The following is a 23,919-nucleotide window of genomic DNA, read 5'->3' as shown; positions in this document are numbered from 1 at the left end:
CTGATGCCTTTTGACTCCTTTTCATAACGCTTACGATCGCAGCCTTTAACCACGTCATAGCAGGATCATACGTATCTGTCGTGTTTGTGAATGATACATGCCGTATCACATCACATTCTCTGGCAGCCCAGCAACAAAGGATCGTATCTCATCCCGCACGCGTCTGTAGTGCGCCAATGCTTCTTCCTCGCTTGCGGCATTCTTTGCAAGGGTCGGAGGATCGTCAAAACCGACATGGATCACTTTGGTCTTGGCCGGAAAAAATGGGCATTGCTCGTGTGCACTGTTGCAGACGGTCACGACGTAATCGAACACCACTCCTTCCGGGAGCAAATCGGTGGTTTTGGATTGTTGCTCACTGATATCGACACCGGCTTCGGCCATGACGTGTACTGCCATGGGATTGAGCCCGTGCGTTTCCACTCCCGCAGAGTAGGCATTGAAGGTATCCGCCTTAAGATGTTTCGCCCATCCTTCCGCCATTTGACTCCGGCACGAGTTTCCTGTGCAAAGAAAAAGAATATTCAAAGTCATTTGCCCTTTTTGATATTGTATAGTTCTCTCAAATGACTGTCCCGTTTTTGCCGTCGAGACGGCCCCTTCCTCCTCACCATGTCCCTTAGGGAAAAATCGAAGAGTCCTCTTTGACGTGGTAAACACCGGTTATGGTCTCAACGGCATGGGGGAAATACTTCCGCTTGAAATACATCGCCACGTTGACCAGAGCAATAAGCACAGGAACCTCGACGAGCGGACCAATAACCGCTGCGAACGCTTCGCCGGAATTGATGCCGAACACGGCGATGGCGACAGCAATGGCGAGTTCAAAGTTATTGGATGCGGCGGTGAAGCTGAGTGTGGTGGCCTGCTCATAGGTGGCGTCGGCTTTGTAGGAAAGGTAAAAGGACACGAGGAACATAACCAGAAAGTAGATGGTCAGAGGGATCGCGATGCGAATGACGTCTCCAGGGAGCTGGATAACCTTTTCGCCTTTGAGGGAAAACATCACCAGAATCGTGAACAGCAAGAAAACCAGCGTCAGCGGGCTGATACGAGGAATGAACGTGTTCTCATACCATTCCCGACCTTTGAGTTTGAGTCCGATAAAGCGTGTGAGCATGCCGCCAAGGAACGGAATCCCCAGGTAGATGAACACGCTTTCGGCGATCTGGCCTATGGATATATCCACGACAACGCCTTGCAGACCGAACCAGCCGGGCAAAACCGTAATAAAAAGATACGCGTAAATGGAGAAAAAAATCACCTGAAAGATAGAGTTGAAAGCGACCAGCCCCGCGCAATATTCGGTGTCTCCTTTGGCGAGATCGTTCCAGACAATGACCATGGCGATGCACCGGGCAAGTCCGATGAGAATCAGTCCCACCATGTAATCATGGTGACCGGAGAGGAAGGTAATCGCAAGACCGAACATGAGAATGGGGCCGATGATCCAGTTCTGCACAAGTGACAGTGCGAGAATCTTGACGTTTCGAAACACCTGTCCGAGCTGTTCATACTTCACCTTGGCAAGAGGAGGGTACATCATAAGAATAAGGCCAATGGCGATGGGGATATTGGTTGTGCCCACCTGAAACGTATTTATGACGTTCTTGATATCAGGATACAGATAGCCGCCACCGACCCCGACGAACATCGCCAAAAATATCCACAACGTCAGATAACGATCCAGAAAGGAAAGCTTTTTCATTACAGAGTCTGACATATTCGCTCCTTATAAAGGCAATGCACCACATATTTCAGTCTTTGTAATTTCGAAAAGGTGACAATAGCGCTACTCGTTCTCCATCCCCCCTCAAGAACTTTCTCCAGGTTCTGAGCCCGATCCAAAGTTTCCAGATGATCAAAGAGACATCATTTATTATATCCCAAAAGATGAACGACCTGCAATGCAAGCTTCCCCCTTCACAAAACCTCCTGAACAAGAGGAAGCTCAATCGTAAAGCGCGTCCATTCACCTTCTTTGGATTCTACGTTCATGCTCCCTTTATGCAAATCGGTGACGATGAAATACGAAACGGAAAGACCAAGTCCCGTCCCCTTGCCCACGGCTTTGGTCGTGAAGAAGGGCTCAAGGATACGATTTCGGATATGTTCCGGCATCCCTGGGCCATTATCCTCAATTTCACTGACAATAGTGTTATTCTTCCGATATGCCCTGAGAATAAATGTCGGGCTTTGGCCGTTGTAATTCTTTTCGGCCATAGCTTCAGCGCCGTTTTTGAGCAAATTGAGAAAGACCTGCTGCATTTCATTGCCATCGCACACCACCTCAGGGAGATCGTCAGCATATTCGCGTATAACCTTAACACTGCGAAAATCAAACTGTCGCTGCATATCATAGACGTTGGAAGCCAACTCAACGGCTTGGTCTAGCAAATCAGTTATGCTGTTCCGAGTCGCTCCTGAAGGTTCGCTCTTACGGCTGAAATCAAGCATGTTGCTGACGATATGAGCAGCTCTTTCGCCAGATTCAGAAATCCCTTTAAGCATACTCGTAATATCACGTTTTTCCAGGTATTCATTGATAGCTTCGAGAGTCACACCACACTCTTCAGCCACAACTCGATTTTTACGCAAATCACCGGAAAGACGTTTTTTCATGTTGTGGGCATAGCCTATAACCCCCGCCAATGGGTTATTAATCTCATGCGCCATGCCAGCAGCTAAGCCGCCTATGGACATCATTTTCTCCGATTGGACCATCATTTTTTCCATTTGCACGTTTCGCGATACATTGTCGACGCGAACGACCGCTTCTTTGGAGATGTCGGAGTTTAAAGGAAAGATTGTTATATTCTCATACCGGGCCTCTCCTTGGTGATGCCGCAGCACCTTGGACGCATAGCGTGAAGTCTGTTGGCTTATGCTCTCTTGTATCATTTCAACAAGTGACTCAAGCCAAGGAAATATTTCGATCAAATTTTTCCCAAGCGCACGACGTGAAGTCGTTCCCGCACATTGTTCGGCCGTGTGATTTAGCATGGTCACACGCCCATTTTGATCAACACCCACTAAGACGGACGGCATGGCGTCCAAAATATCGGCAAGATACTTTCGCATACGGGTCAATTCACTTTCAGCTTTCTTACGTTCGGTGATGTCTATAAGCGATCCTTCCAAGATGACTTCACCGTTTGGATCAAGGGCTTCGCGAATATTAAAACTGACCCACATCGTATGCCCATCTCTGTGTTTCACTTGCACTTCAATGCCAGCAACCCTCCGCTCCTGGCGAACCCTGCGAATGATCGCTTCGCGATCCGATGGATTGACATAAATATCCTTTCTGGAATCTGTAACTGACGTGATGAACTCCTCAGGAGAATCGTATCCGTACATGGTCGCGCACGCCAAGTTTGCAGCCAATGTCTTCCCTTCAAGAGTAACTTGGAAAATACCTTCAATGGCATTGTCAAAAATAGATCGGTACTTACGTTCGGAATGCATCAATTTTTTGCGAGAACTTCGCAATTTCACAATGGTCCAGGAAAGCATCAGTACGAGTAAGAAAAGTACGGCAATGATGCCGACTCCGATCCAAAACAGTGTGCGATTTTCTCTATAGAAAGAATACGGCTCGTTGATGATGACACTATCTGTAGGGAGATCTTTTCGGCTGATGCCGTATCTTTCCATGCCAAGCCAATTGAAAATAAAAAGGTTGGCTCCTATTTTAACCACGGGGATGTCTTTGGGCATTCCCCCTCCTAAGATATGCCGTCCGATATCAGCAATTCTGCGACCATGCTCGTAGCCTGTGACAAGTTTGCCGCCAATAACATTGGCTTTCAAATGTATGCGCGCCAAACAATAAACCGGTACAAGCGAATCCTCTGTGAGCAAGGCTCCTGTTTTTTCATAAGTCAAGTAGTTGCCATCTCGATCAGCGTAATACGCTCCCAACAGCACGACTGTCCCAGCTTTTAATGATTGGATCGTGGCCTTCAATTCAGGCAAGGATATATTGGGATTGTGGATAAAGCGGATTCTGTCTTCGAATGGTTTTTGATCTCGTAAGATATTCGCATACCAAGCCCGCCCGGTATTGAGGTAATCGTTGATAACATAGATTTCCTTAGTATCTGGAAAGTGTTTGAGGATGACTTCGACCGTCTCACGTAAGGAAATGGTCTCGGCTATTCCGGTAAAGTCCTCTCGTCCCTCAATGGACTTGTCGAAAAAATTATTTACGCCACCAAAAACCACAGGAGTATCGTTAAAGATATCCTGTTTATACTTCAGAAGAAATTCAAAAGCATTGTTATCCGTGGCCATAATCAGATCCAAGTGCATATTCTGATACTTCTCTTTGTAAATTCGTATCAGCCGATTATAGAACTCCGGACTTTGGTGGTGTTTGGTGTCCATGTATTCGGTATGTATAATTATATTTTCATGCGGGGGAAGCTGGAGCTCGTCACGAATGGCCCTATCCATATTTTCAACCCAAATCATACCTGGATGATAGGAATGCAAGATAAGTACATGACGGTAATCTTGACCAGCACTCGGCAAGACCAAGTATGCCAACAAGACAAGGGATAAACCGATGCGAGGAAGCAGAACTCTCATACTTGCTTTTCCATCAACTGTTTACGTGCGTAATGAATGAGCGCATTCTACAATACTCTCCACTCCAGTCTAGTCTACATCCATAATTCTTTTTTATCCAGATTGAGACAATACTTTTCTAAAATTGATCGATTGTACAGTTCGGTATGAAGAGAGAGCATCAATCATATGAGTATCGACAAGAGTCGAGACTCAGGCAAAAAAATATTACCAAAGCGTTCTTTCCTGATGAATTGTGAACATGCTTGTTCGTTCAACGGGTTTGATGAATCGCTTGTCTTCAATAACGATTTCACCCATCAATTTTCTATAAGTACACAACAAAACAGTGATCCTCGTTCGAGAAGAAACAAACGACAGCAAAAATTTGTTCCTGGCAAAGTAGTATAGCACACAAGAAATCATGAAATTTCTGGATCCATTATAACGTCAAGGGGTTATCCAGGTTTTGCGGATAACCCCTTGATTGCTTGAGACGCCAGAAGCTCCCTTTCATCACATCGCTCGACTATTCCCATTGAGCCTCATTCGGGATCGAAGCAGTGCAACAAAGAGGATATTTACGGATTTTATCGTTTACGTCGTTTGTTGATGGTTCTTATTTGCCGAGTAATCCCTTTCCAGCGTTCTTTTTCGATGCGGTCTGCACTTTTGGTGCTCCGCTCAACAAGGTACTGCATTTCACGTTTCATCTTATGGTAGCTCTCAAGACGCGAGGATGAGAGTTCCCCTGTTTCGACGGCGTGTAAAACGGCGCACCCCAGTTCCTGCTGATGAGAACAATCTGCAAAACGACACATGCTGGCAAGGTCTTGAATATCGGCAAACGCGCTTTCTACCCCGTGACCGCTTTCATAGAACGCAATTTCTCGAATGCCGGGGTTGTCCATAAGCATCCCCCCTTGCGGCATGCGGATGAGTTCTCGTACGGTCGTGGTGTGACGGCCTTTACCAACACTGTCGCTCACTTCACTCGTTGATTGGATGTCTTTCCCATACAGCATGTTGGCCAGTGTAGATTTCCCTGCGCCGGATGAACCGATCATGGCCACAGTCTGCCCCTGTCTGAGATACCTTTCCAGCTCGTTTTTGCCCCGACCGTCCAGCATAGATGTCAAGACGACGGGGACACCGAATGCGATGTTCTCCACATCCAACCAAAAACTATCCGGATCTTCGTGCAAGTCTGATTTTGTCAACACCACGACAGGGGAAACTCCGCAATTGTGAACCAGTGTCATATACCGTTCTAAACGCCTGACATTGAAATCACGATCCAGCCCGCAAACAATGAACACTGTGTCGATGTTCGCGGCAATCGCCTGTTCACGGCGAGCGGATGTTGTGCGGTTAAAGCGTGACCCAGCCTCGCCACGGGACAAAAGCGTCTTGCGGGGAATAACGCTCGTCACTTGGGTATCGTCGACCAGCACCCAGTCTCCAGTAACGGGATAATCTCGGTCAGGAGCATGCAACAGCTTGCCCGCAGGGGAACACAACCATTCATTATGCCCATCTGTCACCAGAAACAGATTTCGTCGCACACTGACAACACGAACAACGCGACTCTGTTTCGCGTTTATCGCTGCCAACTGGCGGTCAAAATAGTCACTCCACCCCAGTGATTGGAGATGTGGCAAATAATCGGATGTGTTCGTCGGAAATTCGATATGATTGGTCATGTGTCATCACCATTTTATTGAGGCCGACAACATGATCGGCCATAATTGAACGTCGATGGAAGCCAATGACGTGCGGTCAATGACTCCGGGGCTCGTACAATGGTGAATGCGTTGCAGAAACGAAGGGCGTAACAAAAGACCATGTTTCGAACGAAACACGAATCAGACAGGCCTGAAGAACCTGAACGCAACCCTATAGGGTTGCGGAGAGATGCGGTTTAAGCCTGCTGATTGCCCCGTATTTCGGCAACTTCGGACACAAGATCAATATACCGCGAGAACATACAATCTCCTTGAAATAGACGAATGGCGCTTCATTGCCCGATGCTTCAGCGAGTGTCAACCGTGAGGCGTGACATGTTGGTGAGGCTGGACAGATTGGCTGAAAAATGGCCGCCACGGAAGAAAAGATGCTTCGCGTTCGTTCGTTATTCATGCCTCATAAAAGGCATTGAGTAGCAAAATTTGCATTTTCACAACAGAATATTGATAGCTTGAGCTTGAAGATAGATTGTTCACGAGAACTTTAAATCGTTTGCGGTGTATTGTTAAGGTAAAAGGTGGGGACAGGGGATTAGCCTCTCCCCAACCTTTATTATAAAATACTCTTGGCCACACATTCTGTAAGTTTATTTTATTGTTTTGACGCCATAGATTCTATTCCGTCTAAAATCCCATCTTCAATTCTTGAATTTGATGTGCATGTTATATTGCCATTTGATGAAGATCCATTAGTACTAAATGCAAAATTTCTAGTTTGTACAATTGGTATATTATACGATCCAGGACATTGCTGTTTCCAGTCGACGACATATCGAGTATTTACTTTAACCTTTGTTTTATCATCTGACAGACTTGTCATTATTATATTGATCTTACCAGACAATCTTGATGAATAATCACAGATACCAGCCCTATAACTTTTGCTTGCAATAGGAACACTTTTTGATGATTTACTACTTACAAGATTCCCGCAATCAACAAACGAACTTGGATTACTTGATGAAAAAGATAAAGTTATAATCTTCGAGTCCTTTACAATATTATCAATGATGTAAAATGTATCAGCAACAAATGCCATTGTAGCATTCCATGTAGATTCAAAATCTTTATTAATTACTCTAGAATTTTCAGTTTTTGTAATAGCCGGTTGAGTAGCCTTAAACGTTGTACAACCTTGAGCAAACATTATTATTACAAGCAATCCAATCACACTAAGCTTAGCTGTCATTTTCTCTTCCTTTTATTTAAATAAATTTAATAATCTTACAATATCATAATAGAAAAGACAATATTTCCTTTTAAACCTCGATGTTAAGCTTTTCAAATTTGACGAGTGACTCTTTCCGATTTGCAATTGCCCTTTCGCTAAAAGCTTTGTGTTTGAGTCAAGGAATAAACTCAATCCTTGCCCAAATCACTGCCAATCATATGCTTTCGGGAAAGTTCTCCCCTGAATTTTCCTCAACTTTCTCATCGAACCGGTTCAATGCCTCATGAAAATTTCCTGCTGAAACCGCTACAGAGACAGACAAAAGTTTTCCTCGTCTTTTTAATAACAACGACCGTGTGTACATCTGGAAGTACACACGGTCGTGACGAGTAAAGAGCGCAGAGCCTGCTCCCCCCAAGACCAAAACGATTACAGCATAGCAACGGTATTCACAGGCATGGGAAGTCGTTGAACGGTACGATGATACGATATATCCGGTTTCCCAAAGAGCATGACATAGCCGATACGTTGATCATCCGGGATGCCCATGAGCTTCGGCATCTCCGGTGCGAGTACGTTAAACACCAGCTTGGCCAATCCGCACCAGACCGTTCCTATTCCCATGGTCTGGGCCAACAGCTCGAAATAAGACAAGCTGATCATCGTATCGATCAAGCCTGAAATCCCGCCATCAACAGGACCGTAATGATTGTCTTTATGATATGTTGCGATAACCATATGTGGAGCGCCGCGAAAAACCGTATCGTGCTCTTCGGACCATCCCACAAACGGCGCCTCGTAACCGGCAAAATCTTCAGGCAACCCTGTGATCTTGATAAGATTGGCAACACGCGTTCTTGAGGCAACACGAACCGATTCCATGACCGCGGGATCATCTACCACCGTAAATCCACCACTCCGACGGTTCGCGGCCGTCGGTGCGTGAAACATAGCATCGAGAAGCGTCGTGATGTCTTCGGGACTGACAGGGTCTTTCTTGTAGTACCGTACACTGCGTCGCCCTTGAATCAGCGTCAACTCTGCCTCAGGTGTGGGGAACGCCTTGCGAATCGGGTGGCTTTGTGCCGGATCCCGCCCCATCACCGACACTGCCCCCGGTTGACACACGGCAAGACACTGCTGGCAGCCGATACAGTGCTCTTCCTTCCCCGGAACAACCTGCGGCCCATCATTCGCCATGACGAGAATCCCACGAACACACACTCTCACACATTCCCCGCATTGCACACATGCATCTCGATCCACCATAAAATCAAGCATATCCTGACTCCTTTATGATACCATCGGTTTCTGAATTGAAACTTTCATACTATCGCATACAGCCGATAAAGAAAGACGGTACAAATAAGTGAGTCAGTATGAATGAAGAAACTATGACGAAATCGAGGCTGACACAGCATCTTTCTCATTCTTTACAACTTTACAAAGCGTGTCCGCCATAATACATGCAGTCTGTAAACTTAAAGAAGCGTGTAAAAACATGAAGAAAGAAGATCACATCTGCATCGACGTCTATCGGGAAGAGTACAAACACGCCATTATTCATCTTATCACCGGCATACAACAAAAAGAATTTGGCCTTCCCATAACGGCATCCGATCAACCCGATCTATTGTATATTCCCTCTTTCTATCAAAGCAACCATGGAAATTTCTGGGTCGCACTCCAGCACAACCGTGTGGTCGGGTGTATTGGACTGCTCGATTTAGGGGAAGGGCAAGCAGCCTTGAGAAAAATGTTCGTCGATGCAACCTTTCGAGGACAAACGGCAAGCACAGCAAGACGGTTACTTGATACGCTTCTTCACTGGGCTGAATCACAACGCTTAAAAAATATCTATTTAGGCACAACACCATTGTTTTTGGCAGCTCATCGATTTTATGAAAAAAATGGATTTACCGAAATTGCACAATGTGCGTTGCCAAGTACTTTTCCCATCATGAAAGTCGACACCAAATTCTACAAATACGACGTCAGCACCGCCGATTCTTGCTCTTCATCATTCACCTAAGCGTACTGCACCTGGTCGTATATCTCCAAGGAGACGGACAAAGCACCTTCAAAAAAACAACGTGCATACCTCGGGGAAAGACATGCACGCTGTACAAAGAAAAGTATTGCAAGAGAAGAGTCAGAGAAACATCTTTAAAGTCTGAGCCGGTCAAAATGTGGTGACGCGATGTACAGCCATGGGGTTCCGCTGTACGGCGCGGTGGTATTTAACGGCCGGTTTGCCGATCATCATAATGTACCCGATTTCCTGATCTTCCGGAATACCCAGACGTTCAATCAACTCCGGCGCCAACATGGTGAGCACGAGCTTTGCCAATCCGCACCATAAGGTTCCGAGCCCCATACTCTGCGCCATGAGTTCCACGTACGACAAGCTGATGACCGTATCGACCAGGCCGGCATGGTGATCTTTATGGCTTGTTGCAATGATCATCTGGGGTGCTCCTCGAAACACGATGTCATTTTCCGCCGTCCAACTTTTCAAATAGTTTTCATACCGCTCCAAGCCCGCCGGCAACCCGGAAGTCTTCAATATCTCGGCGACACGTGTTCGCGATACCACACGAATCGATTCCATGACCGCAGGATCATCCACCACAGTGAAACCGCCCGTCCGTATATTCACCGCCGTTGGAGCAAAAAAAGCTGCATTCAGCAGCGTTGCAATTTCGTCCTCGCTGACCGGTTCCTTTTTATAATGCCGAACACTCCTGCGCCCTTCGATTAACGCCGTCATTTCTTCAGGGCTGGGGAACGCTTTTTTAATCGGTAGACTTTCATCCGGATTCTTCCCCAAAATAGACAAAGCTCCCGGTTTGCACACACTGAGACAGTGCTGACAAGCAATGCAACGAGCTTCGTTCTCAGCCGGAAGTTGTGGGCCGTCCTCCGTCATGACAATCACACCGAAAATGCAATCTCTGGCGCATTCTCCGCATTTCGTACATTTCTCTCTATCAATAGCAAAATCCAGCATGGCGTTTCCTCCATTATAGTACAACCAACCACCAGACGATATTTTCTGCAGTTGATGGACAACCTACTCAATACGGACAAAAAAGAAAGAACGCACGAGAAGGTGGCTCAGTACCAAAGAGGAAACCATCTCTCCTCACGAAAAAACGCGTCCTCTCATTGAGAAGACGCGCTTTTCGCAGAATATATTGTCTTACTGTCTAGGCTTCGATTTTCGATCCAAGCAAAATAAGAAACTGACGCATCCATTCGGGATGAGACGGCCAAGCCGCCGCCGTGACGAGATGACCATCGGTCAGGGCGTCTGAGAAGGTATCGTTGCACATGCAAAATTCCCCGCCCCCAACTTCAATGTCGGGTTTTACAGCAGGGTACGCCATAGATTTTTTTCCCGACAGCACACCGGCAGCAACAAGCACTTGAGGACCATGGCACACCGCGGCAATAGGCTTTTTCTTGTCGTCGAAATCTTTGACTATTTCAATGACACGAGAATTGAGGCGAATGTACTCGGGAGCACGGCCACCGGGGATGACAAGCGCGTCATAGTCTTCCGGCTTCACCGCATCAAAATCAAAATTGATCATGAAGTTGTGACCCGGTTTTTCCGTGTAGGTCTGGTCGCCTTCAAAATCGTGGATGGCCGTTTTGATCGTATCGCCATTCTTTTTGTCCGGGCAAACAGCGTGGACCGTGTGACCGACCATGGTCAACATCTGAAATGGCACCATGACCTCATAGTCTTCCACGAAATCGCCAATCAGCATAAGAATTTTCTTTGCAGCCACAATGACACTCCTTCTCTTTTCGTTGGGGGGGGATTGAAAAGTGACCCTGCGTCTGGTCTCACACATAACAAACTGCCGGACAATGCCATGATTCCCCCATCCTTGAAAAGAGGGCAGACTTAGTTTTCTTTGCGTACGTCAATATACCCTGTGGTAAATGACCAAAGAGGACCGGGAATCGTCTGATCCCCCTGGATACTATCAACCCGCCAGTAATAACGTGTTCCCGGCAGAAGGGGCGGTGTTTTCTCGGTACGTTGCACGGTCGAGGCGATTCGTACTGTCTCCAAGCCTTCACGAACGGCGTGCTCATCGCGGCTCAAATAAACGTCATACCGCTCCGGATGGAAAAAACCGTTTTGCCACGTCAAATCAAGACATTTTGATACAGGCAAGACAATAGTTTTGGAATCGGCATCATTTTCTGACACAGGGCGTGGAGCATCGACAGCTTGCGCCGCAAGAAGTGCTATATGCCCCATAACGATGCTCAAACGCGGTGTCGGAGCGTTGGCAAATCCAAACAGATACATATCCGCCAATGGTGAATACACGACTCCAAGAGTTGAAGCCTGCGCTTCTCCACCAGAAAGCCAAAAGGTTCCTATCGGTTGATCGAGTCGAGACAACGCGCCGAGTGATTGACCAGGCTTGGCAGGATCGTCGAACACAAGCCATTGACGTCGCGTCCCCTCAGAAAGCGGAACATCTTCATCAAAAACGGATTTGACAAGCAACATAATGTCATACAAATCCGCCATCCCTGTAGGATGTTCCTTCACCTCTTGCCATGATTCGGCATCTTGATGTGGAGCAATATAGTTTTTTGCAGACTGCACGTTGGTACGCTCAGGCAATGGGAATCCCAGGTCGTCCTCGTCCAGGACATCAAAGATCGTGTCCTGTAATGCCTGCTGCAATGTCATTCCAGTTTGTTTCTCCAACCAGAGAACAAGATGGTCCATGGCATCATCCTGACCGGACCGAAGGACGTCGCGCACGGTTTTGTCAACACCAGGAATCATGTCATCAAGCGTAATCGTTCCAGCTTGGAGAGAACACCATGTCCATACCGTCACCAGAAATGGACGTAATCCATCAAGAGACATGCGCGTTTGCGGTGTGAGGGCAACGTCTTGCATCGCATCGGCCGACCCGGCCGCCGCCAACACAAGACGTTTTCCCGGAATCCAGGCGGCGACCATCATGCCGGGAGCCGCGTGCGCATCAACCTCGGCTTGAACGACCTTCTGCCACACCGCCGGGGCTTCCCGCCATGGGCGTTTATCGATACCGGCAACGCCTACCCCAATGGGAAGTGCGAGACTCAAACAAACCCATGCTATCAGCAAACGCAGCATGCAATTGTCCTCTTTGGCTTGTTCACAAGGTGTTCTCCCCTTTTGATGTTCTATGGCAGACACTCTCCTACGAATGACCAAAAGGAGAAAGACAACGCACAGAAACGAAGCACTACCGAGCGTTCATATAGTCAGCAAGGTCAGCCATGGGAATGGTTTCTTGCTGGCCGTTTTCCATATTCTTCACCGTCACTGTGCGAGATTCGCATTCAGATTGGCCCAAAATGAGACAGAAACGGGCATTGGCTTTGTCCGCCTGACGGAACTGACTTTTCGCGCTTTTGGCCTCCAGGGCTGTCACTCCGGAAAGACCGGCACGTCGCAAACTTTGCGCTAATTCCAAACTTGTGGACAAGCCGGTGCCATCCAGTACCACAAAGAAGAAATCCGGCTTGGGCGGTATCCGCTCCGCCAGCAACAATGCCAACCGTTCCATGCCGCAAGCAAAACCCACACCGGGCAAATCCGGTCCATCCAACGCCGAAATGAGCCCATCATACCGGCCACCACCCGCCACCGACGACTGGGAACCGATATCTCCGGACACCACTTCAAATGTCGTGCGCGTATAATAATCCAATCCCCGAACGAGACGCGGATTGATGGTATACGTCAATCCAGCAGCATTGACGGGATCAAGCACAGCGGCAAAATGATCTTTACAATCCGGACAGCAATGTTCCGATAACTGTGGAGCATTCTCAGTCAATTCCTTACAGCGGGGGACCTTGCAGTCGAGGACACGTAAAGGATTCGACGACTTACGACGACGGCAATCCTCACACAATTCGTCTTCGGGCAGTGTCGCAAGGAAGTCCGCCAACGTCTTGAGATACACCGGCCGGCACTCGCGACATCCCAAGGAATTGATTTCAAACGAAAGTTTATTCAGACCGATTTCTGTCAGAAAATGGCCGAGCATAAGAATAACTTCAGCATCGAGAATAGCCGCAGAAGAACCGAACGCTTCGACGTCGATTTGATGAAACTGCCGCATGCGGCCTTTTTGGGGGCGTTCATAGCGAAACATCGGGCCATAGGCATACAGTTTCGTTACACTTCCGGCATCCGCATAGAGTTTATTTTCAATATAGGCTCGCACCGCGCCGGCCGTAGCTTCCGGCCGTAGAGTCAGGCTCCGACCTTTCCGGTCGGGAAACGTGTACATTTCTTTTTGCACGACATCAGTTTCTTCACCAATGCCGCGAGCAAAAAGCTCGGTGCGTTCCAACACCGGCAAACGCAACTCGTCATATCCATACAGAGAAAATACCCGCGTTGCGGTTTGTTCCATAAACGCATACGCGTTGGAAACAGGCGGTAAAAGATCAGCAAAACCCTTGATTTTTTTTATCATGTCAATCCTCGTCGGAAAAGTATCGGAAGATGAAAAAGGCGGAGAACGATAGATAACACGAGAGTAAATGTCAAAACCGAGAGTTATACGCATTTCGTTGCCACGAGGCACGCAGCCTTCAATTGACGGTGTCATCTATCTCCCATAGTATTCCGGCTATGAATACAATCTCATGGTATGACGTGGTTGGAGTTGCAGGCTCCATCACCATCGTGGCGACCTACCTGCTGCTGCAAACTGGACGCATGTCGAGCAAAACCTGGCCATATTCAGCACTCAATCTTGTTGGAGCGGCCGCGATTCTCCTCTCACTTGTCCATCACTTCAACTTGGCCGCATGTGTCATTGAAGGATTTTGGCTTCTCATCAGCATCTATGGTTTACAAAAAAGTTTACGTTTAAAAACACCCGCCACTGCTCAAGCTCCGACCGATTCGGCTTGACCACCGTTTCACGCCATGACAGGGTTTCCTCCAACTTTTATCTTCTCTCCACTCTTCTTGCTTTTTACACCACGCATTGGGCGCCTTTGTTGAACCCAAGTTGATGACGGAAGAAAAAGGCCAGGTCCATTGTGACCGATGGTCATTGTCGTCTTTTCTTCATCAATACTCTCAGCAAGGTTTCCCTCCATGCACGACGCGGACACAGTTCCCGGTTGCGTTGGATGCGGCTGGTGCTGCCTCCATGATCAATGCGACCTTTCCCATCGTCTCTATGGTTATCAACGACGCTGCCCCGATATTTTCTGGTGCGATACAACTCATCGCTACTGGTGCAAGCAAGCCGTGGCTCCGCAAAATACTTCCGAGCGTACAGAATTGTTTATTGGTGAAGGCTGCTGCAACCGATTCAATTCATGGAGAGATGACGTCACAAAGCGGGAATAGAAACATGACACGCGCTTGAGATGGCACATGGACAACATTTCCCTTGACATGAACCCCAAAACCATGTCTTTTTTTTGCCGCGTGTTGTTCGACCGACTTTCCGGCCCCACCACGCTCTCCACTCCATTTGAGATGGGGGTGGGTATATTATGCTTGACGTTTTCCATATTTGTGGTTAAATAGTTTTGTTGAGTGTCGAGCTCAACACGAACCGGCTATGTCCGATTCACGCAGAAGCGGCCTTTGGCCTTGGGAAGTGGTCCCACTTCTGCCCCTGTGTCCACACACCAGTGAGGATAATAATGGACCCTGACAGTCGAAGTTTTCAATTCACATGATGCCGTTGCTCCCTCATTGAGGCTAAGCACGGCCTTACCGAGGGAGGATAGTATTATGGTCTTCGATATTATTATCGGGTTGACATTTTTTGCACTACCGGTTTGGATTTCTCTTCTTCTCTGGCGCTTTAGCGATGCAATTTAGTGTTTGACCCAGCAGGGTCAGGCCCGCATGCCACAAGGCAGCAACATTTCGGCGATATATAAATTTTAGCCGCATCTCTTTCGAGGTGCGGCTTTTTTATGTTCTGCGTGCGGCGTGCGCTTTCGGCATAGCGCTAAATAGAAAGACTATTTGATTGTGGGTTCATGGCATTCAGTCGCTCGTCCAAGTGAACACACGCAATGCGCTTCGCACCAATGGAGAACGAATTGTTCGCGTATTCCAAGAAAGTCCACCGCCCCTCCCCGAATAAAAAAGCCACAGAACGGATGTCTTCCGTTCTGTGGCCTGAATATCTGTTTCAAAACTTATCGAGACGTTGTGTAGCGCAATCGGTTATGCGGCAAAACGAGCAGTATCGACCCCAGCGCTGACTTCGCGAACCCCCTTGACGCGCATCGCAATCTTTCTTGCCTTGGCAGCAACAACTTCTTCCTGGAGCAGCGGTGCAGTGATGCTCACCACACACTTTCCGTCATGGCAGGTCGCTTTGACTTCGTCAAACGATTGCAGCAACTCCGCTTCGGTTCTTGCCGAAAGCGCTTTGTCCTTCAGCGCAGCCATAGTTTCACCGGTCTCTTCAAAAGCCTTCCGGCCCGCCATATCGACAATGGTTTCCACGGCCTTATCAATACCCACCGAACTGACATTGATAATCAGATCGTACAAATGCGGATCGGAGTTATCTACCCCGTAAATGTTACGCGTCCATTCACGACGTGCGCGGTCAACAAGCTCAATGCGACGCTTCGCGGTTTCGGTACTCAGACCATGGGCAGCGGCTTCTTCACGGACACGGTCATCGATGTCGGCAACGATGCGAATTTTCAGCGCTCCCGGAACGTCTTGCAGGAAGACTTGCCCGGCCAAACCGTGATAGACGATGCATCCTTTTTCCATATGCTCAAAAAACGCAGCGCGAAAGAAGGCCAAGTGGCGACGCCAATTCCCGAACAAACGACGAAGACCTTTCGGCGACTCGGACAACGCCTTTTCAATACGCGCTTCCGGTATGTCGGACTGCTGAGCCGCTTCAAAAATGATGTCACGCCCAACACTTTCAAAACCGAGCTGTTCGGCCACGCGCTTGGCAACGATTTCACCATGGGTCTTCGAATCACGAGAAATACTGATAATCGACATATGAAAAACCTTCCTTTGGGGGTTTGCTGTTCGTATCCCTTCTAGCAAAGGCGATGCCAAAACAGATTTGGCCCCAATTCACACGAATTTGAAGATTTTTTGAAAGATCATTGTGCAACATGAGCGTTGCTTTTTGCATCATACAAAAGTAAAAACCATGCTAACATATCAAAAGAAAACAAAAATCAAACTAAATGTTGCGTAAAGCAACGCCGTCGCTTTACGCAACACACACGGTTTCCCTCATTGCTGCACAGCAATCATGCGACCTAAAATACGTTACAACGCACCATGAAGCGGATCACTACACGAAGAATACCCCCTCAATGGCACTCTATCTGGAAAAAAGACAACGAGAGAAACCGTTCAATGCCCCTGGCGCTTCAATTTGCGCCACAGCGATGCACGGTTGATACCGAGGATACGTGCCGCTTCGGTCTTGTTTCCGTCTACGGCATCAAGGACTTGATGAATATAACTCTCTTCCATGGCGGCCAGACTTGGCAGGTTGTCGGCCCCGGGTAATGGAAGAACGGTCGATTTATTGCGTAATGCAGCAGGCAGGTTGTCACGCACGATCACCGGGCCATCACTGAGAATAACGGCTCGTTCCAGAATATTTTCCAGTTCACGAACATTTCCGGGGAAAGAATGCGAGAGGAGTAAGTTCATGACCTCATCCGATACCCGTTCCACGGGTTTATTGAACTCGGCTCCATACTTGTCGAGAAAAAAGCGAACAAACAATGGAATATCATCAAGACGCTCACGAAGCGGCGGGATGCGTAAGACAAAAACATTCAGGCGATAATATAAATCCTCACGAAAATGCCCCGAGCGAACTTCCTCAATGAGTTCACGGTTTGTGGCCGCAATCACCCGGACATCGACAAGAATTTCCTCCGTTCCCCCCACGCGTGTAATGCGTCGTTCCTGAAGCACGCGTAACAACTGGACTTGCATGGCCGATGGTGTTTCACCAATCTCGTCCAGCATGAGCGTGCCACCGTGCGCAGCTTCGAACAACCCTTTCTTGGTGTGCAGCGCTCCGGTGAATGCTTCTTTTTCATGACCGAAAAGCTCATTGGAAAGCAATTCTTCCGATAATGCTCCGCAGTTGACTGCAACGAATTTTCTATCGGCACGTGGACTCATTTGATGAATCATGCGTGCAACAAGTTCCTTGCCTGTCCCGGTCTCACCAAGAATAAGCACGGTACAGTCGAGCCGGGCGACCTTCTCCATATTTTTCCGTAATCGTACAATGGCCGGACTGCGCCCAACGAGTTTCGGTCCTTCGCGTCGCCCGAGAATCTCACGTAATTCGCGGAGTTCAATGGTCAGCATACGCTTTTCCATCGCTTTTTGAGCAAGCGCCCCCATTTCCTCTGCCTTGAATGGCTTGGAGAGGTACGAAAACGCTCCCTTTTGCATGGCATCGACGGCTTCACGCACCGAAGGGTCTCCGGTGACGATGATGACTTCCACATCGGGACGAACATCTTTCACTCGCTCCATAGTGGCGACTTCGTCAACTTCCGGTTCGCGCGTATTGATAATGACGAGATCAAATTCCTCTTTGTTGAGTCGATCGAGCAAGGCAGTTTGTTCAAATTCCTTGTGGACCTCATGCCCAAACTGACCAAGGACATCGATCAATCGTTCAAGACAAACGGGATCGTCGTCGTAAATGAGTATTCGTCCGCGCATGGCCCCGTCTTACGTGACTTCGTGGTGAAACAAAAGGTTTCTCATCCACCCCGGCACAAGACAAACCAGGAAGCATTGTGCTAACAGCGTTTCCTCATCGTGGTTTTCCCTTCATGCCTTCAAACTCTTCTCCGTATAAATGGAATGCTTTCTATGCGGATTATCTTTATTCAGCCTCCTCCATGGAAACTTGCTCAACCTGGACAGCCGCCGTATACAGGACCACTCGGTCAACCACAAACCGGTGCCGATGTTGTCACCGATCCGTTTTACCAAGTTATCCCATTCGGGCTTCTCAGCTTGGCTGCTCAGAGCATGGCCAAGGCGCACCATGTATCCGTGGTCAATTTATCAGCGTTCGCCTGGGATGATGTCGTCACATTCCTCGACAACTCTCCTGCCGATATCTTTGCCATCACAGCCATCACATCGAACCGACGCGGTCTTAGTGCCGTTGCCGACTATGCCAAGACCCGCTGGCCGTCTTCACTTGTGGTTGCCGGGGGGCCCCATGTCTCCGCGCTCCCATTGGAAACGCTGTCCCATATTCCAGCTATCGACTGCGTCGTTATTGGTGAAGGTGAACGCACATTTGAGGAACTCATCCATCGTTATGAAGCCGGTCGCTCTCTGTATGGTCTCGCAGGTGCCGCCGTACGTCACAATGGCGCTCCAGTTCTTGGCCCAAAGCGCGCACGCATCCGGGATCTCGATAGTCTTGTTTCACCGCTCCGTTACTTTGACACCCCGGTTATTCTGTCGTCTCGAGGCTGTCCCGGCCACTGTACATTCTGCGGGAGCAAGGCACTGTGGGGAAATACGGTCCGCTTCAATAGTCCGGGCTACACCCTCGACATGATCGAAACCGCCGTCCGTCGGCATGGTCGACGCGTCTTGGCCATCAAAGACGATACGTTCACCGTCAACAAAGCGCGAGCCATGGCGGTTTGCCAAGGCATTCTGGAACGCAAGCTCAACCTTCTCTGGAGTTGTGACGCGCGCGTTGACAATGTGGACGAAGAACTGCTCATAGCCTTACGCAAGAGCGGTTGCGCCAGTTTGAGCTTCGGTGTCGAGTCGGCCAGCCCCACTATCCTTCAAAACATTGGTAAGCGCATCAACACCGAACGCATTCTCCATGTCACACGGTTGGCTCAAAAATACGGCTTCCATGTGCATTATTATATGATGATGGGAAACCAAGGAGAAACACTCGAAACATTTCGGCAGAGCGTTGAATTTGTTCAAACCGCCAAACCTGACACCGCATTCTATTGCAATCTCTGCATTTATCCTGGAACTCCGGAATATGAACGGCTTCGTACTGCTGGATTATCTCCGGAAATCTTCTTTTCCGGCGATTTTGCAGAACTGAATGTCTATCTCGGCAACTCAGCGGATAAAGCTCAGGTATATGACCTTTATCACGAGCACTGCGGCGCAAGTCATGTTGCCGCCCCCACACTGGAACAGCGTGTCGAAGTCGCACACGCGTTGCCGAATCTTCATGCCGCCCATCTCGACTTGGCCACTTCCTGCATGCAAGCACACGATGCTCACGCAGCCCGAGTGCACGCCAAGCAAGCGCTGGAGATGGGGCATCCTTTGCCTCATCTCTGTTACAATGTGCTCGCCGCTGCCATGGCAGCACTTCATAAATACAATGCAGCTCGCGGATACTTGTTGCGTGCCAAACGATATACCGACCACCCGATCATTGAAAAAAATCTGCATCGCCTCAACGCGCAACACAACGATCTTGATCCAGTTATTCCAGTAGACGTCGGTTTTGGAAACACACAACCGATAATGCCCGGCTCCCTCTCCATTGTCCGCTATGATCAGTATGGCAAGCCCCAGACTGTCACACTCGGCCCCAAGCCTTCTCCCGTTATGGGACATCTCGAAACAATTACCCCGACCATCTCAGGTTGGGCTGTCAACACAGACGACCCCACCCCCCTTGTTGTCGAAATCGACATTGACGGCTCCACCTGGAGCATCGTCGCCGACCTACAACGCCCCGATGTCAAAGCCGTCGTGGGAGGAAGCGGCCGGTGTGGGTTTGTCTTCATGCCACCGGCTTCATCGCTACGCAATTGTCCCCAAAAAGTTGGGCTCTTCATCCCAGATCATCCCGGCGCATCCATCACAGGCACACCTCGAAAAGCCCTTTTGGCTGGCATCATAGGATATCTCGACGAACTGACTGAGAATTCGCTTTCCGGCTGGGCTATACAGCGACCAGAAACCAATGCCCCCATGACCATCAGGGCCTTACTCGACGGCGTTCCTGCCGGGCAAACCGTGACGGACGTTCCTCGAAACGATGTCAATCAATTGCATGGAACAAACGGTAATCCAGGGTTTATACTCCCTTTGACCAACACCATAACCGAGACACATCACCTCACCGTATTGGCCGGTCCCGATCGTACTGTGATTTTTGAGGGAGATGTAGAAAGACGTCCATCCGGAAGTATTCTCATACATTAAGAAAAGAAGAACTCGCTTTTCCTTTCCGGAAATATCACTCATCCCTCTCGATGGTATAGAGTATCATACACACGATCGAGAGGATGACATTTCCCATCAATACAGTCCTTTCAAACCAGCCGAAAGCGCATTTCAACACCAGTTCACTGAAACTCTCTTCTGTTGACGATACCGACCGAAGAAAGTTCCGACCAATTCAACAACCCGAAAAGTCATCGTATTTTCGCTACTCCTCAATTCGAGGAGTGGACTTTTTTTTCTGATTTTCACCCCCCATCACATAAAATTATGTTATAGCTTTTGACAAAAATCACATCCTCAACAACCGCTTCAAGCGGACGTTTCGAAAAGACGTTGTCTTTCGGGCACGATGAGGCTGTTGAACAAGAATCTTTTGGAGGGCGGAAGGAGCGACATTTAGGATGTAATCGTTTTCATCATTCGGTTTTTGAAAGTAGCGAAACAGGAGCAAAATTAAGGACAACAAACAGAACCATGCAAATGGCTCGACATTTCCTTACAATCAAACGCATTTATAGCGCATTCTGAATTAATTAAGGAGAAATCCTTTTCAAAGAAATAGGTCAAAAAACAAGTATATTAAGAAAGAATAAAAATGATTATTGACATTTTTTTGTAAACGATTACATAATCAACTCCAGACACAAACCAGGAGGCAGCAATGATCGAATTCGACGAACGCACCATCATCCTGGGCGCGCAAGTGGCAGGGAAACACGACGCCATCGAGCGCGTTGCCAAAACACTGGCGGACCTTGGATACATTGACCCCGAGTATGTCAGCAGCATGCTCGCCCGAGAATCCGTCGCAAATACCTACCTTGGCAATGGCATCGCCATTCCGCATGGCTTGCCCGAAGGCCGTAATCTCATCAAAAAAACCGGTGTCGCAGTATTGCAAGTTCCGGACGGGGTCACCTGGAATCCGGGAGAAACTGTGTATCTTGTCGTCGGCATCGCCGCCAAATCAGATGAACATATTCCTATCCTGACCCGTCTCACACATGTTCTCGACGATCCTGACACCACAGAACGTCTGGCGGTAACCAAAGACCCTGCGGACATTGTTCAAGCTCTGCGCGAAGGCGAAACAACCAAGAAAAAGCCGGCTCCGACCATGGACCTCACCGGGTTTGACGACTCGGTCGATGTGGTCATCACGGGCGCCCATGGATTGCATGCCCGCCCGGCAACGTTTTTCGTCGACGTTGCCAAGAATTATGATGCAGAAATTTTTGTGGAATTTGATGGACGAACTGCCAACGGGAAAAGTTTGGCGTCTCTTCTCAAACTTGGCGTCACTGCCGGCAAGACCATCCGCCTCCATGCCAAAGGTCCCGAGGCGAGAGCAGTTCTGGCGGAGTTGAAAATTGCGGTGGATGCCGGTCTGGGCGACGAAGACGAAGACAAATCCGCAACGGTGGCACGGCCAGCCCATTGCTGGACTCCTTTAGAGGTAAAACAAACCATACCAGGAATCAGCGCTTCTCCTGGACTGGGTATTGGTCCAGTCAAACAATTTACCCATAGCCGCATTGTTGTCGAAGCCAATGCCAAAGATCCAAAACATGAACGGACGGCGCTTCACGAAGCCATTGCCGCCGCCAAACTCAATTTGCACAACCTCTATGAAGAAGTTCGGGCTCGCGCCGGCGTGCAACGCGCTGCTATCTTTCGTGCCCACGAAGCGTTTTTGGAAGACCCGGAACTCCTCAGCGAGGCCGAGGAATCCATTGAGCGAGGGAAGAGTGCCGGTTTTGCCTGGCGCCAAACCATTGAATCTCGTGTTCGTATTCTTGAACAACATGACGATCCAATTCTAGCCGGTCGCGCGATGGATCTCCAAGATGTCGGCCGACGTGTACTCCGCCATCTTGCCGGGGTTGTTCAGGACGAGTTCGTTGCTCCGAACACACCAGTCATTCTGGTCGCCGAAGACCTCACTCCGTCGGATACGGCGACGCTTGATCCTTCTCGTATTCTTGGCTTCTGCACAGCAGCCGGAGGCCCCACGTCGCATTCAGCCATCATTGCTCGATCACTCAGCATCCCGGCCATTGTCGGTGCCGGGCCGGCTGTACTCAAAATCGAAGACGGTACCAGTGGCATCCTCGATGGCGACGCCGGTATGCTGTATATTGAACCGAGTCAGAATGACCTTGAAACCGCTGCTCAGGCGCAAAAGAAACTTGATGATGTCCGCGACGAAGAACACGCTGCTCGTTTCCAGCCTGCGTTAACCATTGATGGAGAACGCGTGGAAGTGGTCGCCAATATTGGCAAGGCCAACGAAGCCGAACAGGCCGTCAATGCTGGCGCCGAGGGTGTCGGTCTCATGCGAACGGAATTCCTTTTTCTGGGTCGAGAAACTCCACCCGACGAGGAAGAGCAATTTCAAAGTTACAGCGCCATGGTTGAGGCGCTCAACGGATTGCCCATCATTATCCGCACCTTGGATATTGGTGGAGACAAAGCCGTTCCCTATCTCGATTTGCCTCATGAGGATAATCCGTTCTTGGGAGAACGGGGTATTCGCTTGTGCTTAAATCGCCCTGAACTGTTCCTTTCTCAGCTTCGTGCCATTTACCGTGCTTCGAAAAAAGGTCCCGTGCGCATCATGTTCCCTATGATCACGACTCTCGAAGACCTGTCTGCTGCAAAACGACTTGCTGAAAAAGCCCGCATCGAAGTCGGTGCCGAGCCTGTCGATATCGGCATCATGGTCGAAGTCCCGTCAGTGGCGGTCATGGCCTCCGAATTTGCGCGAGAAGTCGACTTCTTCTCGGTGGGTACCAACGATTTGACCCAATACGTCATGGCCATGGACCGATTGCATCCGTCTCTGGCTGCACAGGCCGACAGTCTGTACCCAGCCATTTTACGCCTGATACGTCAAGTGGTGGACGCGGCCAACGAGGCCGGCATCTGGGTCGGCGTGTGTGGTGGACTCGCGGGAGAACCGCTTGGTGCCGTCATTCTCGCCGGGCTCGGCGTGCATGAGTTGAGCATGGTTGTCCCAAGCGTTGCCGCCGTCAAAGCGAAACTCCGGTCTATCCGTATGGCCGATGCGCGAGAATTAGCGCAAAAGGCTCTCGCTTGTCGTAATGTCAAACAGGTCCGTGCGCTTCATCTGCCCTAACGCAAACGGCAGATCA

The 23,919-nt window shown here is 49.0% G+C and carries 18 protein-coding genes; 6 read left to right on the top strand and 12 right to left on the bottom strand.

Annotated elements, in window-relative coordinates; translation table 11 throughout:
* Positions 1-105: 105 nt before the first annotated feature.
* From G451_RS0100230 to G451_RS0100200, 6 genes are all read right to left on the bottom strand, one after another.
* Positions 106-534 carry an arsenate reductase ArsC gene (locus G451_RS0100230; RefSeq protein ID WP_034640094.1) on the bottom strand — a complete coding sequence of 143 codons (429 nt, stop codon included), beginning with the start codon at positions 532-534 and terminating at the stop codon, positions 106-108.
* Positions 535-619: 85 nt separating this feature from the next.
* Positions 620-1,723, bottom strand: a complete 1,104-nt coding sequence (gene arsB / locus G451_RS0100225; protein WP_027182694.1) for an ACR3 family arsenite efflux transporter — start codon at positions 1,721-1,723, stop codon at positions 620-622.
* Between the two features lie 200 nt (positions 1,724-1,923).
* Positions 1,924-4,593: a PAS domain S-box protein gene (locus G451_RS31995; RefSeq protein ID WP_051260956.1), complete on the bottom strand. Its 2,670-nt coding sequence runs from the start codon at positions 4,591-4,593 to the stop codon at positions 1,924-1,926.
* Positions 4,594-5,162: 569 nt separating this feature from the next.
* On the bottom strand, positions 5,163-6,275 hold the full coding sequence (gene rsgA, locus G451_RS0100210) for a ribosome small subunit-dependent GTPase A (RefSeq protein ID WP_027182693.1): 1,113 nt from the start codon (positions 6,273-6,275) through the stop codon (positions 5,163-5,165).
* Positions 6,276-6,909: 634 nt separating this feature from the next.
* Positions 6,910-7,506: a hypothetical protein gene (locus G451_RS0100205; RefSeq protein WP_027182692.1), complete on the bottom strand. Its 597-nt coding sequence runs from the start codon at positions 7,504-7,506 to the stop codon at positions 6,910-6,912.
* A gap of 411 nt (positions 7,507-7,917) precedes the next feature.
* Positions 7,918-8,769: a nitroreductase family protein gene (locus tag G451_RS0100200; protein ID WP_027182691.1), complete on the bottom strand. Its 852-nt coding sequence runs from the start codon at positions 8,767-8,769 to the stop codon at positions 7,918-7,920.
* 220 nt (positions 8,770-8,989) lie between these two features.
* Between G451_RS0100200 and G451_RS0100195 the strand changes: the two genes are divergently transcribed.
* Positions 8,990-9,520: a GNAT family N-acetyltransferase gene (locus G451_RS0100195; RefSeq protein WP_051260955.1), complete on the top strand. Its 531-nt coding sequence runs from the start codon at positions 8,990-8,992 to the stop codon at positions 9,518-9,520.
* 150 nt (positions 9,521-9,670) lie between these two features.
* Here the strand turns inward: G451_RS0100195 and G451_RS0100190 are convergent, their stop codons facing one another.
* From G451_RS0100190 to hisS, 4 genes are all read right to left on the bottom strand, one after another.
* Positions 9,671-10,498, bottom strand: a complete 828-nt coding sequence (locus tag G451_RS0100190; protein WP_027182689.1) for a nitroreductase family protein — start codon at positions 10,496-10,498, stop codon at positions 9,671-9,673.
* Between the two features lie 199 nt (positions 10,499-10,697).
* The gene (locus G451_RS0100185; protein ID WP_027182688.1) at positions 10,698-11,285 is read right to left on the bottom strand and encodes a DJ-1/PfpI family protein; all 588 of its coding nucleotides are present in this window, start codon (positions 11,283-11,285) and stop codon (positions 10,698-10,700) included.
* A 119-nt stretch (positions 11,286-11,404) separates the two neighbouring features.
* Positions 11,405-12,646, bottom strand: coding sequence for a serine hydrolase domain-containing protein (locus G451_RS0100180; protein WP_027182687.1), 1,242 nt, complete (start codon positions 12,644-12,646; stop codon positions 11,405-11,407).
* Positions 12,647-12,758: 112 nt separating this feature from the next.
* Positions 12,759-14,009 (bottom strand): histidine--tRNA ligase, encoded by a 1,251-nt coding sequence (gene hisS, locus G451_RS0100175; protein WP_027182686.1) that lies wholly within the window; start codon positions 14,007-14,009, stop codon positions 12,759-12,761.
* A gap of 152 nt (positions 14,010-14,161) precedes the next feature.
* On the opposite strand from hisS, the gene G451_RS0100170 reads away from it, so the two are divergent.
* The 3 genes from G451_RS0100170 (at position 14,162) to G451_RS33985 (ending at position 15,076) form a co-directional block, all read left to right on the top strand.
* Positions 14,162-14,446 carry a CBU_0592 family membrane protein gene (locus G451_RS0100170; protein WP_027182685.1) on the top strand — a complete coding sequence of 95 codons (285 nt, stop codon included), beginning with the start codon at positions 14,162-14,164 and terminating at the stop codon, positions 14,444-14,446.
* Between the two features lie 103 nt (positions 14,447-14,549).
* Entirely contained in the window at positions 14,550-14,912 is a 363-nt protein-coding gene (locus tag G451_RS0100165; protein WP_027182684.1) for a hypothetical protein, read from the top strand.
* An 8-nt stretch (positions 14,913-14,920) separates the two neighbouring features.
* Positions 14,921-15,076, top strand: coding sequence for a hypothetical protein (locus G451_RS33985; RefSeq protein ID WP_156921453.1), 156 nt, complete (start codon positions 14,921-14,923; stop codon positions 15,074-15,076).
* A 654-nt stretch (positions 15,077-15,730) separates the two neighbouring features.
* Here the strand turns inward: G451_RS33985 and G451_RS26575 are convergent.
* Both G451_RS26575 and G451_RS0100145 read right to left on the bottom strand, forming a co-directional pair.
* The gene (locus G451_RS26575) at positions 15,731-16,537 is read right to left on the bottom strand and encodes a cytidylate kinase-like family protein (RefSeq protein WP_051260954.1); all 807 of its coding nucleotides are present in this window, start codon (positions 16,535-16,537) and stop codon (positions 15,731-15,733) included.
* 366 nt (positions 16,538-16,903) lie between these two features.
* Positions 16,904-18,247, bottom strand: a complete 1,344-nt coding sequence (locus G451_RS0100145) for a sigma-54-dependent transcriptional regulator (RefSeq protein ID WP_027182683.1) — start codon at positions 18,245-18,247, stop codon at positions 16,904-16,906.
* A 153-nt stretch (positions 18,248-18,400) separates the two neighbouring features.
* Here G451_RS0100145 and G451_RS26570 point away from each other — a divergent pair, with 153 nt between their 5' ends.
* Positions 18,401-20,743: a B12-binding domain-containing radical SAM protein gene (locus tag G451_RS26570; protein WP_051260953.1), complete on the top strand. Its 2,343-nt coding sequence runs from the start codon at positions 18,401-18,403 to the stop codon at positions 20,741-20,743.
* 682 nt (positions 20,744-21,425) lie between these two features.
* Positions 21,426-23,903, top strand: a complete 2,478-nt coding sequence (gene ptsP, locus G451_RS0100135; protein ID WP_027182682.1) for a phosphoenolpyruvate--protein phosphotransferase — start codon at positions 21,426-21,428, stop codon at positions 23,901-23,903.
* Positions 23,904-23,919: the final 16 nt, after the last annotated feature.

Source organism: Desulfovibrio inopinatus DSM 10711 (assembly GCF_000429305.1).
Lineage (GTDB): Bacteria > Desulfobacterota > Desulfovibrionia > Desulfovibrionales > Desulfovibrionaceae > Alteridesulfovibrio > Alteridesulfovibrio inopinatus.
This window is presented reverse-complemented; position numbering and strand designations above follow the sequence as displayed.

Bases quoted from the DNA above. Each gene is read 5' to 3' on its own strand.
- G451_RS26575 (WP_051260954.1), bottom strand. From the start codon at position 16,537: ATGTCGATTATCAGTATTTCTCGTGATTCGAAGACCCATGGTGAAATC.
- ptsP (WP_027182682.1), top strand. From the start codon at position 21,426: ATGATCGAATTCGACGAACGCACCATCATCCTGGGCGCGCAAGTGGCA.
- G451_RS0100190 (WP_027182689.1), bottom strand. From the start codon at position 10,498: ATGCTGGATTTTGCTATTGATAGAGAGAAATGTACGAAATGCGGAGAA.
- G451_RS0100145 (WP_027182683.1), bottom strand. From the start codon at position 18,247: ATGCGCGGACGAATACTCATTTACGACGACGATCCCGTTTGTCTTGAA.
- G451_RS0100165 (WP_027182684.1), top strand. From the start codon at position 14,550: ATGACGGAAGAAAAAGGCCAGGTCCATTGTGACCGATGGTCATTGTCG.
- G451_RS0100200 (WP_027182691.1), bottom strand. From the start codon at position 8,769: ATGCTTGATTTTATGGTGGATCGAGATGCATGTGTGCAATGCGGGGAA.
- G451_RS33985 (WP_156921453.1), top strand. From the start codon at position 14,921: ATGGACAACATTTCCCTTGACATGAACCCCAAAACCATGTCTTTTTTT.
- G451_RS0100180 (WP_027182687.1), bottom strand. From the start codon at position 12,646: ATGCTGCGTTTGCTGATAGCATGGGTTTGTTTGAGTCTCGCACTTCCC.
- G451_RS26570 (WP_051260953.1), top strand. From the start codon at position 18,401: ATGCGGATTATCTTTATTCAGCCTCCTCCATGGAAACTTGCTCAACCT.
- G451_RS0100205 (WP_027182692.1), bottom strand. From the start codon at position 7,506: ATGACAGCTAAGCTTAGTGTGATTGGATTGCTTGTAATAATAATGTTT.
- G451_RS0100230 (WP_034640094.1), bottom strand. From the start codon at position 534: ATGACTTTGAATATTCTTTTTCTTTGCACAGGAAACTCGTGCCGGAGT.
- rsgA (WP_027182693.1), bottom strand. From the start codon at position 6,275: ATGACCAATCATATCGAATTTCCGACGAACACATCCGATTATTTGCCA.
- arsB (WP_027182694.1), bottom strand. From the start codon at position 1,723: ATGTCAGACTCTGTAATGAAAAAGCTTTCCTTTCTGGATCGTTATCTG.
- G451_RS0100195 (WP_051260955.1), top strand. From the start codon at position 8,990: ATGAAGAAAGAAGATCACATCTGCATCGACGTCTATCGGGAAGAGTAC.
- G451_RS31995 (WP_051260956.1), bottom strand. From the start codon at position 4,593: ATGAGAGTTCTGCTTCCTCGCATCGGTTTATCCCTTGTCTTGTTGGCA.
- G451_RS0100170 (WP_027182685.1), top strand. From the start codon at position 14,162: ATGAATACAATCTCATGGTATGACGTGGTTGGAGTTGCAGGCTCCATC.